Annotated in this window: 19 protein-coding genes; 7 read left to right on the forward strand and 12 right to left on the reverse strand. The window is 52.7% G+C overall.

Annotated features, from left to right (window positions below):
- Window positions 1-155: 155 nt before the first annotated feature.
- The 7 genes from NNL38_RS00710 to NNL38_RS00740 form a co-directional block, all read right to left on the reverse strand.
- A complete protein-coding gene (locus NNL38_RS00710; RefSeq protein ID WP_255389136.1) occupies window positions 156-707 on the reverse strand; it encodes an HGGxSTG domain-containing protein in 552 nt (183 codons plus the stop codon).
- Between the two features lie 123 nt (window positions 708-830).
- Window positions 831-1,427, reverse strand: coding sequence for a YagK/YfjJ domain-containing protein (locus tag NNL38_RS00715; RefSeq protein WP_255389137.1), 597 nt, complete (start codon window positions 1,425-1,427; stop codon window positions 831-833).
- A gap of 185 nt (window positions 1,428-1,612) precedes the next feature.
- Window positions 1,613-1,840, reverse strand: coding sequence for a helix-turn-helix transcriptional regulator (locus tag NNL38_RS00720; protein WP_255389138.1), 228 nt, complete (start codon window positions 1,838-1,840; stop codon window positions 1,613-1,615).
- Entirely contained in the window at window positions 1,833-2,042 is a 210-nt protein-coding gene (locus tag NNL38_RS00725; protein ID WP_255389139.1) for a helix-turn-helix transcriptional regulator, read from the reverse strand. The genes NNL38_RS00720 and NNL38_RS00725 overlap by 8 nt, the downstream gene beginning before the upstream one ends.
- A gap of 106 nt (window positions 2,043-2,148) precedes the next feature.
- Window positions 2,149-3,087 carry a DUF6387 family protein gene (locus NNL38_RS00730; protein WP_255389140.1) on the reverse strand — a complete coding sequence of 313 codons (939 nt, stop codon included), beginning with the start codon at window positions 3,085-3,087 and terminating at the stop codon, window positions 2,149-2,151.
- Between the two features lie 8 nt (window positions 3,088-3,095).
- Window positions 3,096-4,409 (reverse strand): tyrosine-type recombinase/integrase, encoded by a 1,314-nt coding sequence (locus NNL38_RS00735; protein WP_255389141.1) that lies wholly within the window; start codon window positions 4,407-4,409, stop codon window positions 3,096-3,098.
- Between the two features lie 108 nt (window positions 4,410-4,517).
- Window positions 4,518-5,381, reverse strand: coding sequence for a YicC/YloC family endoribonuclease (locus NNL38_RS00740; RefSeq protein ID WP_255389142.1), 864 nt, complete (start codon window positions 5,379-5,381; stop codon window positions 4,518-4,520).
- A gap of 239 nt (window positions 5,382-5,620) precedes the next feature.
- Between NNL38_RS00740 and rph the strand changes: the two genes are divergently transcribed.
- Both rph and pyrE read left to right on the forward strand, forming a co-directional pair.
- Complete coding sequence (gene rph, locus NNL38_RS00745) at window positions 5,621-6,337, forward strand: ribonuclease PH (RefSeq protein WP_255389143.1); 717 nt, start codon at window positions 5,621-5,623, stop codon at window positions 6,335-6,337.
- Between the two features lie 210 nt (window positions 6,338-6,547).
- Window positions 6,548-7,189 carry an orotate phosphoribosyltransferase gene (gene pyrE, locus NNL38_RS00750; protein WP_255389144.1) on the forward strand — a complete coding sequence of 214 codons (642 nt, stop codon included), beginning with the start codon at window positions 6,548-6,550 and terminating at the stop codon, window positions 7,187-7,189.
- Between the two features lie 88 nt (window positions 7,190-7,277).
- Here pyrE and slmA read toward each other — a convergent pair whose 3' ends face one another.
- Complete coding sequence (slmA, locus tag NNL38_RS00755) at window positions 7,278-7,868, reverse strand: nucleoid occlusion factor SlmA (RefSeq protein WP_255389145.1); 591 nt, start codon at window positions 7,866-7,868, stop codon at window positions 7,278-7,280.
- A gap of 214 nt (window positions 7,869-8,082) precedes the next feature.
- Complete coding sequence (gene coaBC / locus NNL38_RS00760; protein WP_255390527.1) at window positions 8,083-9,303, reverse strand: bifunctional phosphopantothenoylcysteine decarboxylase/phosphopantothenate--cysteine ligase CoaBC; 1,221 nt, start codon at window positions 9,301-9,303, stop codon at window positions 8,083-8,085.
- A gap of 286 nt (window positions 9,304-9,589) precedes the next feature.
- On the opposite strand from coaBC, the gene radC reads away from it, so the two are divergent.
- The 5 genes from radC (at window position 9,590) to mutM (ending at window position 12,356) form a co-directional block, all read left to right on the forward strand.
- Window positions 9,590-10,264, forward strand: a complete 675-nt coding sequence (radC, locus tag NNL38_RS00765; protein ID WP_255389146.1) for a RadC family protein — start codon at window positions 9,590-9,592, stop codon at window positions 10,262-10,264.
- A gap of 173 nt (window positions 10,265-10,437) precedes the next feature.
- Window positions 10,438-10,674 (forward strand): 50S ribosomal protein L28, encoded by a 237-nt coding sequence (rpmB, locus tag NNL38_RS00770; RefSeq protein ID WP_047875542.1) that lies wholly within the window; start codon window positions 10,438-10,440, stop codon window positions 10,672-10,674.
- Window positions 10,675-10,687: 13 nt separating this feature from the next.
- A complete protein-coding gene (rpmG, locus tag NNL38_RS00775) occupies window positions 10,688-10,855 on the forward strand; it encodes a 50S ribosomal protein L33 (protein WP_004405486.1) in 168 nt (55 codons plus the stop codon).
- Between the two features lie 173 nt (window positions 10,856-11,028).
- Window positions 11,029-11,517, forward strand: a complete 489-nt coding sequence (locus NNL38_RS00780; RefSeq protein ID WP_255389147.1) for a hypothetical protein — start codon at window positions 11,029-11,031, stop codon at window positions 11,515-11,517.
- A 26-nt stretch (window positions 11,518-11,543) separates the two neighbouring features.
- Entirely contained in the window at window positions 11,544-12,356 is an 813-nt protein-coding gene (mutM, locus tag NNL38_RS00785; protein ID WP_255389148.1) for a bifunctional DNA-formamidopyrimidine glycosylase/DNA-(apurinic or apyrimidinic site) lyase, read from the forward strand.
- A 41-nt stretch (window positions 12,357-12,397) separates the two neighbouring features.
- Here the strand turns inward: mutM and coaD are convergent, their stop codons facing one another.
- Genes coaD through NNL38_RS00800 form a run of 3 tightly spaced genes read right to left on the reverse strand, consistent with a single transcriptional unit; the run spans window position 12,398 to window position 14,453 of the window.
- On the reverse strand, window positions 12,398-12,880 hold the full coding sequence (gene coaD, locus NNL38_RS00790; protein ID WP_255389149.1) for a pantetheine-phosphate adenylyltransferase: 483 nt from the start codon (window positions 12,878-12,880) through the stop codon (window positions 12,398-12,400).
- Window positions 12,877-13,671, reverse strand: a complete 795-nt coding sequence (locus NNL38_RS00795; protein ID WP_255389150.1) for a glycosyltransferase family 2 protein — start codon at window positions 13,669-13,671, stop codon at window positions 12,877-12,879. Before NNL38_RS00795 ends, coaD begins: the two co-directional genes overlap by 4 nt.
- The gene (locus tag NNL38_RS00800) at window positions 13,668-14,453 is read right to left on the reverse strand and encodes a glycosyltransferase family 2 protein (protein WP_255389151.1); all 786 of its coding nucleotides are present in this window, start codon (window positions 14,451-14,453) and stop codon (window positions 13,668-13,670) included. Before NNL38_RS00800 ends, NNL38_RS00795 begins: the two co-directional genes overlap by 4 nt.
- Window positions 14,454-14,468: the final 15 nt, after the last annotated feature.

The raw sequence follows: 14,468 nt of genomic DNA on the forward strand, positions 1-14,468 counted from the left end.
TGCAGGGAGGCTTTCTGAGCTAGCCCAATGTTTGATGATATGGTTTATGTGCAACCAGTTAAAGTGTGAGTTGTTGTGTTTTAAGTGACAGTGGTCAGCAGTTTGACAAATATAAGATCAAGCAAGAGTAACTACGGATGTCATAACTAACTTGGTTATTCCCAAGGCAATTTGTACTGGCGAAACCAATTATCCAAGTAATCTCTCTGGGGTTTTGTCAGCTCACGGAATAACTTATGAAACATCACCATAGGCTCGTAAACATGGAAAGCGAGGTGTGATTGTCTTTTGTCTTGGTAATAGGCATCAAGAGCTGATTGGATAATGATTAAGGCTTCAGGCGTAACGGTGTACATGATGTAGTATTTCAGCATTTCCAACGGTATCTGATCTTTCTCGACGACTTGATGTACGCTCGGCCAGTCAATAGGTTTGTTCATCATCAGTTCCACCAGCTTTTCGTAACTGGCTAATGCTCGCACAACGTACTCCTTTTTTACTGGTTTTCCAAAGTACCAGTCAGGGAAATCTTTGTAAGCATTCATCCGAGATACTATTTTTCCATACTCTGTTGTAGCTCCTGTTGAATTGCCACCGTGGAGTTTGCAGCGTCCATTTCGCAAGTTTCCCTTTCGCTTACAAGGGGTACCGTTGCGGGTTTTTGCTCCACATTGAGGGAGAGATTGAAGGTTGAATCGTTGAGCCATTTTTCTTTATTCCAATAGTTGTGCAGCTGCGCAATGAGCATGAGAAAGGATCGCTCGTAACGTCTTGGCTGCCATTCGGTGTTCGGTTCATGGGGTTCGTTTGGGATTTTGAATTTACGTGGTTCAATTGCGCACTTTCTTGCGCAACCGACTACAACCAAAAGAGTGTGTGTAGGACATAAACTGGCTCTTCCCTTCCTTTTTGGCCATGTAGCTCAGACGCATTCGAGTAGCCCGTAGTTCGCTGCCATTATCGTCTGGGCGGATTCGATAGATACGGTTACGTACCCGGAAGCTAAAGTTATCGGGGTGCATGTTTTCCCAATATGTTTGAGTTGCAATATCCACTAGCTTGCTTCGTTGGCACTTGTGTCCATTCAGCATGATAGCCATGTGGTAGTGTTGTGATTCCGCCTTGTTCTGCTCCCTGACCCAGAAATAGCCGACCTGGCTGCCGTAGTGCTTCTGGAGCTTTGCTTTCAACCTTGCAAGCATGGTAGTTAAAGGTTTGCTGCCTTGGGTGGGATTGGCTTGGTGTAGCTGAAGCAGAATGACCGTGACCTTGGTGTAATGACTCAGCATGGCATCTAGCTGGCCGAAGGCCTTATTTAGGATTTCTTTTATGATCCCTCCCTTCTTGTAAAAGATCAGGTGATGACCTTCTTGATATGGAAAGAATGCTAAGTAAGGTTTTGACGGGTGGAGGGCAATCTGGCACATACAATATCAAGTAACCTGCATGTCATTGATGGCCAATTAGGTCCGTAGCCGCATGGGCAGCGGCTTTGCGTTAAATTTCGGGCCATCATAAAGTTGGGTTTTATCTTCAAAAGCCACCAAAAGGCGTCAATTGAAGGTAAAAAAGAGGGAGCAATGTGCTCCCGTCGGCTTCAAAAGGTCTTAAATTATCCGCGCTGTTCTTTAAGCCATTGAGTAAGAGTTGAGGACAACCATCCACTGATATTCCCTTTAGGCGTACGTAATGGCTCGGGCAACCGCCCATCCTCAATCATCCGCGACACTGTTGAAGGACTTCGACCAAGCAGCCCTGTCAGCTCTTTCTTTGAAATAATCTGGATGTCTCCGCCTTTGGTCATCTCACGACTGAAATCGAAATAACGGGTTTTAGTCATGGCTTTCTACCTGTTGCTGGCTATTCAACCAATCTGATATTTCCGACAAGCGCCATGCAACAGAGCGACTTCCTAAGCGGATGCGCTTGGGAAATAGCCCTTGTTTTTCCAGCTTCCACGCTTGGGTGCGGGAAATGGTCGTTAGCTTTAGGCGTTCTGGCTCACGGATGAAACGGTCTTGTTGGGGAAGGCTTGTCATCATTTGACTCTCTTTGTTTCTACTTGTTGAAGTCATGATGCGGTTTGGTGGTGGAGTTGTCGGGGACACATAAAAAAATAATTCTGTCCCCGACAAAGCTGTTGAAGAGTTATAGGAGTGCTTCAGTCTTTACCGATAGCAGGCAAGCACGGATGTATTCGCTATCCAGCAGTTTTTTCTCAAAGGTACGGACACGCCATTTTTTGATAGTTTCACTGTCGAGCTCTAGCTGATCTATGAGCTGGGCAATCTGGCTATCGGTTAACTCCCAGATATGTCGAGGGGCGGGCCTTAGGAGCGTTGTGTTATTGCTGGCAAGTGCCTTAGATTCGGTTTCCGTCATCATGGGGTGAATGCAGTAAATTAGCAGGTCGAGATATTCGAGGGCATGTTTGTTGACGTAAGGAGCCAAAGTCTTGTTGTCTCGGGCCCGCTTGGTAACTGCGGGTTCAGGTACAGCCAGTTGGTCCCTTAGCATGTTGAGGGTGAGTTGGAGCTCATTCAGGATGGCTTTGTTACTACCACCAGCAAGGTTCACGGATAGCAGGATTTGCTGATCATTTTCTTTAATCGGGCATAGGTACTCTTGCCGTTTTAGCACTAGCTGCACGTGTTCTGAGTGGGCTTGAATTTCTTCAAGGGTAGGGTTAGCAACAAGTTCTGGCAGCGGTTCCTTGAAGAGGTTGGCTAGTTCATGTCGGTATTGCAGGTTGTCTGGTTTCTCTGTAGTGACCAGATTTCCTTGCGGCTTTGCATTATCGCGCTCAAAGCTGGCCAAGTTGGCATTGCCGGATAAGCAGGAAAATTTCCAATACTGCATCACACCATTATCAGCTTGGCTGACATAAAGCTGGTGGAAAGTGAGGTTTTGTAGGATATGCAGGCGTATTTCCAGCTCACGGGCATAGCCGAGCTCATCTTGCTTGGTGGCAAAGCTATAGTTGCGCTTGTTAAACCAAGCGGTAATTTGTGCCATAACAGCCAAGCTAGGTTGTTCTTGCAGTTTGTCAGCCAAAATTGCGTGTTTGCTGTATTGCTTACTTTGCATGTGTCTTGTTAAACCAAATAAGGGGCTAGTTTTTCGGCCAGCTTGTCGAGAGCTTCCCGACGCTCATCAAGAAAATCGTGGCGGTCATAAATGGCCTCCGTACTGCTGTGCTTGTTTTTTACTGAATGGTTGAGGCATCGTTCAGCAATATGTCCCGCTACGTTAAGGCTTGAAAGCAGGGTGCGACAGGTTCGTCGTAAGTCGTGGATGGTGAAGTGTTCAACGCCTGCTTGCCCCAGGTAGTTGGGGTAAGGTTTCTTTTTACTATCCACTTTTTTGCCAAATAGTTTGGCAAGAGCATGATTCAATGTGTCGTCGGAGATGTACCCCCTGCGCTTACTGGCCCGTCGGGCAGGGAACACATAATCAGATCCACAAGCACGTATGCGCAGCTCCTCTAGCCAAGTGAGTACGAGATCAGGCAGCGGGATGGTTATTGCAGTGTTGACCTTGTTATCTTCTGGCATGTACCAAAGGCCGTTCTCTAGGTCAAAGTCTTTCCATTGTGCTGAAGTTAATTCGGTTTTGCGTACGCCAAGACAAAGCAGCAGGCAGCAGGCGAGATAATTCTCCCTTGTGAAGATGTCCTTGTGTTGGCGGAAGGTCGCAAAGGTTTTCTGTATATCACTTTCTGTTAGAAATCGTTCTCGTGATTCTTGAATACCACCAGCATCGTTCTGGGTAAATGGCTGAGCAGGGTTAAAGACAATCAGGTTCAGCTTTACGGCATGGCGAAACATTTGCTTTGCATACATCAAAGTTTGGTTCGTGGTAGAAGGACGACCTGAAGCGCTCACTTCCTGCAGAATGACACGTATATCAGTAGGTGTAACATCCACAACGGCAAAATGGCCGAGGTAGGGCTTTATTTCTTTTGTGTATATCCGTTTGGGAATCTCAGGGTGCTTTAGCCGTTTTTGAATGTCGTGTTCGAACCAGTCTTCAAATAGTTCATTAACGTTCCCTATTTCGATCTTCTGAGCCTTTGCTCTTTCAGCCTTTGGGTCGATACCGTCTTTCACTTTGGCTCTGATGTCCAGTGCCAGCCGCTTTGCTTCAGTAATTGAGCATTTTGGGTAGGCATGGGGTAGCGCGATCTGTGCCCGTTTTCCCCTAAGCGTATATTTGACGACCCAAGAAGGTTTGCCCCTAGCAATCCGAAAGGTTAGTCCTCGATCGACAGTTTTCTGTGTGTCTTGCTTTGCCTTGATTAAAGCATCCAGTTGTTTGTTATTCATCAGCACTTCCAAAAAAGATGACACAGAGTTGTTATTGGCAGCCAATTTTGAACTGTGATTGGCTTGTGTCATCATCCGTGTCATCACTTTATCATTAACAGTGGGAAACAAGCGAATGCAAAAGGAAATAAAAAAGCCCCTTTTTACGGGGGCTTGCGTGAGCTTTTGAACGATTGGAAACCGAGTTAAACCTTATTCAATGTTCTGGATCTGCTCGCGCATCTGCTCGATCAGCACTTTGAGCTCCACGGCGGACGCGGTGATGTCGGCGTTGATCGACTTCGACGCCAGAGTGTTCGATTCGCGGTTGAATTCCTGCATCATGAAGTCGAGGCGACGGCCACAGGCGCCGCCTTTTTTCATGATCTTGCGGGTTTCCTTGACGTGTGAGTCCAGGCGGTCCAGCTCTTCGGCGACATCAACTTTCTGCGCCATCAGGATCAGCTCTTGCTCGATGCGGGTCGGATCCAGCTCAACTTTGGCTTCTTCGAAGCGGGTGGTCAGGCGCTCGCGCTGCCAGTTGATGATCTCCGGCATCTGCTGGCGCACTTTGTCGGCCTCAACGGCAATGGCGTCCAGGCGCTGCTCGATCAGGGCCTTCATGTTGTCCCCTTCGCTGGCACGGGCGGCGATAAAGTCCGTCAGGGTTTCATCAAAGCCGGCCAGCAACTCCTGGTTGATGGCATCGAGATCCTGCTCCGGGGCTTCCATCACACCCGGCCAGTTCAGCACCTGGAACGGGCTGATGCTGCCTTCCCCGGCGGTGTCTTTGACCCAGGTCGCTGCCTGGATCACCTGTTTGGCCAGCGCTTCATTGATCCGCAGGTCGCAGCTGGCGGCCGGGTTGGCTTCAAAGCGCAGGCTGCATTCGACCTTGCCGCGGGCCAGACGTTTGCGAAAACGCTCGCGTAGCACCGGCTCCAGGCTACGGAATTGCTCCGGCAGGCGCAGATAAGTTTCCAGATAACGTTGGTTTACCGAGCGGATTTCCCACACGGCAGTACCCCAGTCGCCTTTGACTTCGCGACGGGCATAGGCGGTCATGCTGTGGATCATTGGCTGATGGCCCTTTGCTTGATAGAGAAAGGAGCTACGATTTCGCTTGCGGCGCACCGGGCGCGGAAAGCGGGTATTTCAGTTAGTTCAGTGCGTAGCTCGAACAGTGCCTTGATTATACGCACCCGGGGCGATAAAGGAAATGTAGCCGCGGCGCTCGGGCGGATGGAAGTGCGTGCACCGGCTGGCAGATCTGTCTATAATCGCCGGTTAATGTCCGCAAGCCAAAGGTAACCCCGATGCGTCCAAGCGAAAGAGCGAATAACCAAGTCCGCCCCATCACCATCACGCGCCAGTTCACCGCCCATGCTGAAGGGTCGGTACTGGTTGAGTTTGGTAATACCAAAGTGATTTGTACCGCCAGTGTGGAAGAGAATGTACCGCGTTGGCTCAAGGGCAAAGGGCAAGGCTGGGTGACCGCAGAATATGGCATGCTGCCGCGTGCGACCCATTCGCGCAATCGTCGCGAGGCGGCCAGCGGCAAACAGGGTGGCCGGACGATGGAAATTCAGCGCCTGATCGCGCGTAGCCTGCGCGCCGCAGTGGATCTGAAAGCGCTGGGCGAGCAGATGATCACCGTCGATTGTGACGTGATCCAGGCTGACGGCGGCACGCGTACGGCATCCATTACCGGGGCGATGGTGGCGCTGGTTGATGCCATTAACTACATGCTGGCCAATGGTATGCTGAAAGCCAGCCCGCTGAAGCAGATGGTCGCGGCCGTGTCGGTGGGGATCTACAACGGCGAAGCGGTGTGTGATCTCGATTATGCCGAAGACTCGGCTGCCGAAACTGACATGAATGTGGTGATGACCGAAGCCGGCAAGATGATTGAGATCCAGGGCACCGCGGAAGGCGAGGCATTCAGCCATGAGGAGCTGTTGTCGATGCTGGCGTTGGCCAAAGATGGCATTGCCGACATCATCAGCGTTCAGAAGCGAGCGCTGGAAAATTGATTTTGAAGCGGTTCCTGTTGGAGCCGTTTTTTTTGTGCTGTATTTATCCATTGTGTCAGCTTGACCAATATCTGCATCGAAAGTGCTCATTTATGTTTATAAACTCCGCGCTTTCTCTTTGCTCTTGAACAAGCTGTCGTCATGGATAAGCACAGCTGAATTGTGTGATAGCACTAGCGGAACAATAAATCGCATACATAAGGAGAAACCATGAAAGCATATCAGCGTCAGTTCATCGAATTTGCCCTGGAGAAAGGGGTGCTGAAATTTGGTGAGTTTACTCTGAAATCCGGCCGTCAAAGCCCGTATTTCTTTAATGCCGGGTTGTTCAATACAGGGCGCGATTTGGCGCGTCTGGGCCGTTTTTACGCTGAAGCTTTGGTGGATGCCGGGATTGACTATGACGTGCTGTTCGGCCCGGCCTACAAGGGGATCCCGATTGCTACAACGACCGCGGTGGCGCTGGCCGATCACCATGATGTCGATACCCCATACTGCTTTAACCGCAAGGAAGCCAAAGCGCACGGCGAAGGCGGCAACCTGGTTGGCAGTGCGCTGGAAGGCCGGGTGATGCTGGTCGATGATGTGATCACGGCCGGGACGGCGATCCGTGAGTCGATGGAAATTATCAAAGCCAACGGCGCGGATCTGGCCGGGGTGTTGGTGGCGATTGACCGCCAGGAAAAAGGCAAGGGCGAGCTGTCGGCGATCCAGGAAGTCGAGCGCGACTTTGGCTGCGAAGTGATTTCGATTGTCTCCCTGGGCGATGTGGTAACTTATCTGGCTGAGCAGCCGAGCATGGAACAGCATCTGGCTGCGGTGAAGGCGTACCGGGCGCAATACGGCGTCTGAACCGGCCACCGGTGCTGAAAAAACAAAAAAGCGAGAGGCTGCCCTCTCGCTTTTTTGTTGGCTGTTGTTCTGTGATCGGAGTGGCGGATCAGCCCAGCTCGGCGCTTAGCAGGCGCCAGTAATCATCAAAACTCTCGGTCGGTTTGTACTTGAAGTTGGAGCGAACAAAGCGGTTGAGGCTGCCTTCGACCTGGCCGAGTAGCTGGGCGGCGAGAATGTTTTCGTCGACCGGGAAGCCCTTGCCTTCACGAAGTTTACGCTCGCGCAGGACTTGGCGCAGCTGGGTTTCGATTCGCTCGAACAGCTGGTTGATCCGCGCCTGCAGACGGTCTTGCTCGAACATCAGGGCGTGGCCGGTCATGATCCGGGTCAGGCCTGGGTTGCGCTCAGCAAAGCCGAGGATCAGTTGCAGCACCATCCGTAGTCGGTTCAGGGTATCTTTTTCTTCATCGAGAATGCGGTTAATGCGGGTGGTGATCGAGTCTTCGATAAATTCGATCAGGCCCTCAAACATCCGTGCCTTGCTCGGGAAATGGCGATACAGGGCGGCTTCGGAAACACCGACCTGTGCTGCCAGCTTGGCGGTCGTAATGCGTTGGCTGCCCTGGGCAGACTCCAGCATTTGCGCTAATGCTTGCAATATTTCTTCGCGGCGATTGTTTTTTTTGTTGCCAGCCATGAATAACCGTTCCTTTTCGAAATGAGTCTGCCCATTGGGCAGCACAAAACCCGCTTATCTTAGCGACGCAGTCGCGCTGTGAAAAGCACAGGTGTTAGATACTGATCGCTTTATCGGCAAAAAAGCCGGACCCTGAAGGCAAAAGGGGATTGTTGCTTGATCTTGCCCGATAAACTCGCCACCCGGTGGCGAGTTTTTATCCGCTATTGCAGTGCTAGGTGGCCGGGTGCTTGTCCCGGTACAGGGCAAGGATTTCGCTGATCAGCTGCTCGCCGATGGCTTGCTTGGAAGCCAGTGGCAGCGCTTTGTCGCCTTCGGGCCAGAACAGGTGCAGGGCATTGCAGTCGCTGTTGAAGCCTTGCTCCGGGGCGGAGACGTCGTTGGCGCAGATCAGATCCAGGTTCTTGCGGCTCAGCTTGCTACGGGCATATTGTGCGACATCCCGGGTTTCGGCAGCGAAGCCGACGGTAAACGGGCGGTGCTCAGTCAGGGCGGCGACGCTGGCGACAATATCGGGGTTTTTCACCAGTCGAAGCACCATTTCATCGCTGTCGTCGGTTTTCTTCATTTTTTGCTCGGCGATAGTCGCCGGGCGGAAGTCGGCCACGGCGGCGCAAGCGATGAAAATGTGATGACTTTGGGCATGGCTCATGGCCGCCTGGTGCATCTGCTCGGCGCTGCTGACATCCACCCGCGTGACGCCGGGTGGCGTTGTCAGATTGACCGGACCGCTGATGAGGGTGACGGCTGCACCGCGCTTAGCAGCGGCTTCGGCAATGGCATAGCCCATTTTGCCGGAGCTGTGGTTGGTCAGGTAGCGCACCGGGTCGATGGCTTCGCGGGTTGGTCCGGCAGTGATTGCCAGGGTGATCCCGGCCAGATCGGCGGGGCGGAAAAACGCTTCCACTTCGTGTACCAGCTGCATTGGCTCGAGCATCCGGCCCGGGCCGACATCGCCACAGGCCTGCTCGCCGCTGGCCGGGCCCCAGATCGGGAAATTGCGTCGGCGCAGGGTGGCGAGGTTTTCCTGGGTGGCGATGTTGCGATACATCTGCTGGTTCATCGCCGGCGCAACAGCGATCGGCGAATCGGTGGCCAGGCACAAAGTGGTGAGGAGATCATCGCCCATGCCCGCGCTGAGACGGGCTATCAGATCGGCCGTTGCCGGTGCCAGCAGCACCAGATCGGCCCACTTGGCCAGCTCAATATGACCCATCGAGGCTTCGGCGGCCGGATCCAGCAGGCTGTCGGCAACCGGCTTTCCGGAGACCGCCTGCATGGTCAGCGGGGTGATAAATTCCTTGGCCGCTTTCGTCATCACGACCCGAACTTCGGCGCCGCGTTCAATTAGTCTGCGGGTCAGCTCGGCACATTTGTAAGCGGCAATCCCGCCGCTGATCCCCAGCAGTATTTTTTTTCCGGCCAATGTTTGCATGGTGCGTTTGTCTCTCAGTACCTGTTCATTGGCCACCAAAGATAGCACCAACCGGCGGCAGATTCACCGTTTGAGATCAAGCGCCGGGCGCTGTAGTACGCGAGAGGTTGCGCTGGGCGAAGGTTTTGGCGGCGCCGGAGGGAGTGTCGGTCAGATCAAAGCCCGACAGCAGGCCTGTGTGGGTGTGCAGCCCAGAATGCGAAGGATTTCCCAACTGTCGGGAGAAAGTCTTGTCTTGTGGCGCGCGGCGACGTCTGCTGAGGCTCTTGTTGGGGAGGGACCTGAGATGTCACTGAAACAATTACCGGAAGCGAGCCGGCCACGGGAAAAGTTGCTCTCGCATGGCCCGGAGGCGCTGACCGATGCCGAACTGCTGGCGATTTTTCTGCGCACCGGGATTGCCGGGATGAATGCGCTGGAGCTGGCGACCAAGTTGCTGGCTGATTTTGGCTCATTGCGGGCACTGCTGGCGGCCAGTAAAGCGGAGTTTTGTCACCACAAAGGGCTCGGGCCGGCGAAATATGCCCTGTTGCAGGCGGTGATGGCGATGAGCCACCGTCACTTTGAGGAAACGCTGAAAAAAGAAGATGCCCTGACCAGCCCGGACCATACCCGGCGCTACTTGAGCCAGAAATTACGCGACCGGCAACGCGAAGCCTTCTTTGTGCTGTTTCTGGATAATCAGCACCGGGTGTTGAGCGGCGAAGTGCTTTTTGAAGGCACGATCGATGCGGCCAGTGTTTATCCGCGTGAAGTGGTAAAAAGATCGTTAGAACTTAATGCAGCCGCGCTCATTTTAGCGCATAATCACCCCTCGGGCGTGGCAGAGCCGAGTCAGGCAGACCGTCGAATAACAAGGAGGATCAGCGATGCGTTGGCCCTGGTTGATATTCGTATCCTGGATCATTTTGTAGTTGGCGACGGAGAAACCGTCTCTTTTGCTGAACGAGGTTGGCTATAAAACAGCCATAATTTGACCAAAAAGTTGAGAAAGGATCTGCTCGGGACTTGAGCAACTGGTTTTGACTTAGTATAATGCGCGACCTTTGATAGCTATGGCTGAATGTGAAATGTTTTTTGCATTGAAGGGGCCATGGTAGATATCGAGCTGAAACGATTTGGAGAAAGACAGTAATGTCCCGAGTATGCCAAGTAACTGGTAAGCGTCCTGTAACGGGTAACAACCGTTCACACGCACGTAATGCCACCAAGCGTCGTTTTCTGCCGAACCTGCAAACTCATCGTTTCTGGGTAGAAAGCGAAAAACGCTTCGTTAAACTACGCCTTTCTGCGAAAGGTATGCGTATCATTGATAAGAAAGGCATCGATGCCGTTCTGTCTGATATGCGTGCTCGCGGCGAGAACGTTTAAGAGGATTTGAACAATGGCTAAAGGCATTCGTGAGAAGATCCGTCTGGTATCATCTGCTGGTACAGGCCACTTCTACACTACCGACAAAAACAAGCGTAACATGCCAGGCAAATTCGAGATCAAAAAATTTGATCCAGTAGTTCGCAAGCACGTTATGTACAAAGAAGCTAAAATCAAGTAATTGGTTCTGCCTCTTTGATAAAAACCCGGCAATTTGCTGGGTTTTTTTATGCCTGGCGTTTGAGTAACAGGGTGATCAGCTATTTACTACGATTGGTATTATCCTAGACTCAGGTGATTGTTGCTAAGGTGTTGGGTATGATGATTGACTGATTGTCGTTACGGGGAATGGATATGGGCGTGAGATTGTCGCGGCGGGGCTGGAATAACGTCATTATCATTGCCGTGGTTGTTTTTATTGCCGTGATCCAGTTTCCGGAGCTGCTCAGAAATCGCCAGATGCAGGAGAGTGCCACCGATCCGGCCGTGACGTCGCTATTGCCGGCCACCGCCGTCGTGACTCGCCTGGTTCTACCTGCACATGAGCTCTCTCAAGCAAAAGCGGGCGAGTGGCAGAGCCACCCTCCGGTAGCCGGTGCCCAGCAGCTGATCACACACTGGCAGACGCTGAGCGGTACGCGGGTTGATGAGGCGGTGATGGCGCAGCTCAAACCGCAACTGAGTGCGCCGAGAACCGCGGAAATTTGGCTGGCGTCTGTCCAGGAGCCGGTCCGGGTGACGTACTACCAATTGCCTCAGTTCTGGCTGCTACGGAACTGGCAAGGGCACTGGCTGGCGGTGACTGTTGATGAAGCCTACCTGTTTCCTGTGAAGCCACAATGAATAACGAGAGATGATTGGAAGCAAAAATGCCAGAGTTACCTGAAGTTGAAGTGAGCCGGATGGGGATCACCCCCCATGTGGTCGGTCAGACGGTGAGCCGGATCGTGGTGCGCAATCCGCAACTGCGTTGGCCGGTGCCGGCCGAGATCCGGCAGATTGAAGGGCAGGTGATCCGCCGGGTGAGTCGCCGGGCTAAATACCTGTTGCTGGAGACCGATATCGGTTATGCCATTGTCCATCTCGGGATGTCGGGCAACCTACGGGTGCTGCCGGCCGATATGCCGCCGCAAAAGCACGACCATGTTGATCTGGTGCTCGCCAGCGGCGAAGTGCTGCGGTATAACGATCCCCGTCGGTTTGGTGCCTGGCTGTGGCAACAGCCTGCGGATGCTATGCATCAGGTGCTGGGCAAACTGGGTCCGGAGCCGCTGGATGCGGCATTTTCCGCTGAATACCTGGTTGAGAAGGCCAAAGGCAAACGCACGGCGATTAAACAGCTGATCATGGATAACCAGGTGGTGGTCGGGGTTGGCAATATCTACGCCAATGAATCGCTGTTCAGCGCCGGGATCCACCCGAAGCGGGCGGCCGGGCAGGTTTCCCGGCAGCGGCTGGAGAAGCTGGTGGCGGAAATCAAAGCGGTGCTGGCGTTTGCGATCGAGCAGGGCGGGACGACCCTGAAAGATTTTAAGCAAGCTGACGGTAAGCCGGGCTACTTTGCCCAGGAGTTACTGGTATACGGGAAAGCCGGTCAGCCGTGCCCGCGTTGTGACAAGCCGCTCAGCGAGGTGAAAATCGGCCAGCGGGCCACGGTCTATTGCAGCGATTGCCAGAAGTAGCCTGCCGAAAAAGACGCGCTTTTTCGGCATCAGGCGAAGGGTTAGCCGTGTAGCTTCTGCTCCAGGGCTGTCGCAATCGATGGTGAGACGAACTGGCTCACATCGCCTTTGTGCAGGGCGACTTCTTTGACGATGGTTGAGGAGATAAAGGAGTTCTCTTCGGCCGGGGTCAGGAAGACGGTTTCCAGCTCGGGCATCAGGCGGCGGTTCATGTTGGCCAGCTGAAACTCGTATTCAAAGTCCGACACCGCACGCAACCCCCGTACCAGCACATTGGCCTGGTATTCTTTGGCAAAATCAACCAGCAGTCCGGAAAAGCCGACGATTTCGACGTTGTTCAGATGGGCGGTGACGGCTTTGGCCAGGGTAACCCGCTCTTCTAAGTCAAACAGGGGTTTTTTACTCGGGCTGAAGGCAATGCCGACAATCACGTGATCGAACATCGCGGCAGCACGCTCGATCAGATCCAGGTGGCCGTTGGTAATGGGGTCGAAAGTGCCGGGGTAGATTACACGTGTTGTCATGGGTTGGTATCCAAAAAGTGAGAGATGCCGTTGTCACAGCGAGTCAGTTTATGGTGAATGGTCTTTTCAAGGATCTCGTCGTTTTTGGCCAATGATGCTCTTGAGCTTTCATCATGGTAGAGATGGTAGCCGACACCGGCAAACTTCAGATACAGGCGCTTTTTACCAGAATTCAGCATCCGGTGGACAAATTCACTATCTTCACGACCCCAGCCGACAAAGTCCTCATTAAAGCCATTTACTTTAATCAGATCTGAACGCCAGAACGCCATGTTACAACCGCGCGTTGAGGCATCGTTGTTACGCTCATATGAGCATAATCGGCTAAGCCAGGCATTGCTGATGCAATTGTGTCGATTTTTGATCCCTGGCGTGAAGATATTTGGGATGAGATTCTGATGCATGATCTGTTGGCTGGTGAGGTCGCTGGCCAGAACCCGTCCACCCTGAACGAAAAAGCCAGCTCTGGCTGCCCGCTTGTGAGAGCGGATAAAGTCTGGGGACATCACAATATCGCCATCAATCATAATGATGTAGTCCGCCTGGGTCTTCGCAATCGCACGGTTTCGGCTCATCGCTAGTTGAAACCCATTATCTGGTTGCCAGGAGTGAATCAATGAGCAGGGGAAATCCTGCTGATAAGCCTGAATCAGTTCGGCTGTGTCTTCCCGTGAGCCATCATCAGCAATAATAACCTCATCCGGGAGCTCAGATTGGCGCTTTACACTGTCCAGCACAGCCTTCAAGGCTTCTTTCCAGTTATAAGTTGTAATAATAAGAGCGACTTTCATTGATTTCTCTCTTTTTGATAATCTCGTAGCCAGAGATCAATATATTTGACGAAGGTCGAATGCATGCTGAGCCATGCCAGAATGAAACCGTGTCTCCCATCCAGGAAGCCTCGCTTTAAGATGTACATCTTAAAAAAGCTGGCAAAGGCATGAACGAGGGCAGAGCCCAGGCCGGCTTTTTTCTTGCCTTCTCGCTCATCAGTCCAGGCTTTCAGATAACCCGTGGTTTTCGCCAGGTAGTGATGTAAATGGTCGTAGGTGAAATGCAGCAGGCGGCCATTGAGCTTGTTGACCGTAAGGCCTTGCGTCAGAACTTTTTCATGGACCAGGGCATCGTTGTAGCGGGTGTCCTGGCGACGGTATAGCCGTAGGACCCAGTCCGGGGACCAGCCGGAGTGATGGATGGTTTTACCAAATGCGTCGCTGAGCCGGTTGACCAGATACGCCTGGTTGGGCTGATTCTGCGCGACGACCTGTTGGATCTCTGCTTTTAGCTCTGGTGTGACCCGTTCATCAGCATCCAGGGCGAGCACCCATTCGGTTGTCATGTGCTGTTGTGCCCGCTGGCGCTGGGGGCCAAAGCCGGGCCAGTCGTCATAGCGGTAAAACTTATCCGTGTATTGTCTGGCGATGGTTTCTGTATCATCTGTGCTGCCGGAATCGACAATCACGATTTCATCAACCCATTCAGCAACGGTATCCAAACAGGCCGCGAGGTGTTTGGCTTCGTTTTTGACGATCATAAGCACGCCGAGGGTGCTAGGGGATGCATGTAGGTCCATTGGTTTCCAATTGTC

This window comes from Photobacterium atrarenae (assembly GCF_024380015.1).
In the GTDB taxonomy this organism is placed as follows: Bacteria; Pseudomonadota; Gammaproteobacteria; order Enterobacterales; family Vibrionaceae; genus Photobacterium; species Photobacterium atrarenae.

Coding starts and splice junctions, on each gene's coding strand:
- NNL38_RS00780 (WP_255389147.1), top strand. CDS start 11,029: ATGGGCGTGAGATTGTCGCGGCGGGGCTGGAATAACGTCATTATCATT.
- pyrE (WP_255389144.1), top strand. CDS start 6,548: ATGAAAGCATATCAGCGTCAGTTCATCGAATTTGCCCTGGAGAAAGGG.
- slmA (WP_255389145.1), bottom strand. CDS start 7,868: ATGGCTGGCAACAAAAAAAACAATCGCCGCGAAGAAATATTGCAAGCA.
- rph (WP_255389143.1), top strand. CDS start 5,621: ATGCGTCCAAGCGAAAGAGCGAATAACCAAGTCCGCCCCATCACCATC.
- NNL38_RS00715 (WP_255389137.1), bottom strand. CDS start 1,427: ATGTGCCAGATTGCCCTCCACCCGTCAAAACCTTACTTAGCATTCTTT.
- NNL38_RS00720 (WP_255389138.1), bottom strand. CDS start 1,840: ATGACTAAAACCCGTTATTTCGATTTCAGTCGTGAGATGACCAAAGGC.
- mutM (WP_255389148.1), top strand. CDS start 11,544: ATGCCAGAGTTACCTGAAGTTGAAGTGAGCCGGATGGGGATCACCCCC.
- coaD (WP_255389149.1), bottom strand. CDS start 12,880: ATGACAACACGTGTAATCTACCCCGGCACTTTCGACCCCATTACCAAC.
- radC (WP_255389146.1), top strand. CDS start 9,590: ATGTCACTGAAACAATTACCGGAAGCGAGCCGGCCACGGGAAAAGTTG.
- NNL38_RS00710 (WP_255389136.1), bottom strand. CDS start 707: ATGGCTCAACGATTCAACCTTCAATCTCTCCCTCAATGTGGAGCAAAA.
- NNL38_RS00800 (WP_255389151.1), bottom strand. CDS start 14,453: ATGGACCTACATGCATCCCCTAGCACCCTCGGCGTGCTTATGATCGTC.
- NNL38_RS00730 (WP_255389140.1), bottom strand. CDS start 3,087: ATGCAAAGTAAGCAATACAGCAAACACGCAATTTTGGCTGACAAACTG.
- NNL38_RS00795 (WP_255389150.1), bottom strand. CDS start 13,671: ATGAAAGTCGCTCTTATTATTACAACTTATAACTGGAAAGAAGCCTTG.
- NNL38_RS00735 (WP_255389141.1), bottom strand. CDS start 4,409: ATGACACGGATGATGACACAAGCCAATCACAGTTCAAAATTGGCTGCC.
- NNL38_RS00740 (WP_255389142.1), bottom strand. CDS start 5,381: ATGATCCACAGCATGACCGCCTATGCCCGTCGCGAAGTCAAAGGCGAC.
- rpmG (WP_004405486.1), top strand. CDS start 10,688: ATGGCTAAAGGCATTCGTGAGAAGATCCGTCTGGTATCATCTGCTGGT.
- coaBC (WP_255390527.1), bottom strand. CDS start 9,303: ATGCAAACATTGGCCGGAAAAAAAATACTGCTGGGGATCAGCGGCGGG.
- NNL38_RS00725 (WP_255389139.1), bottom strand. CDS start 2,042: ATGATGACAAGCCTTCCCCAACAAGACCGTTTCATCCGTGAGCCAGAA.
- rpmB (WP_047875542.1), top strand. CDS start 10,438: ATGTCCCGAGTATGCCAAGTAACTGGTAAGCGTCCTGTAACGGGTAAC.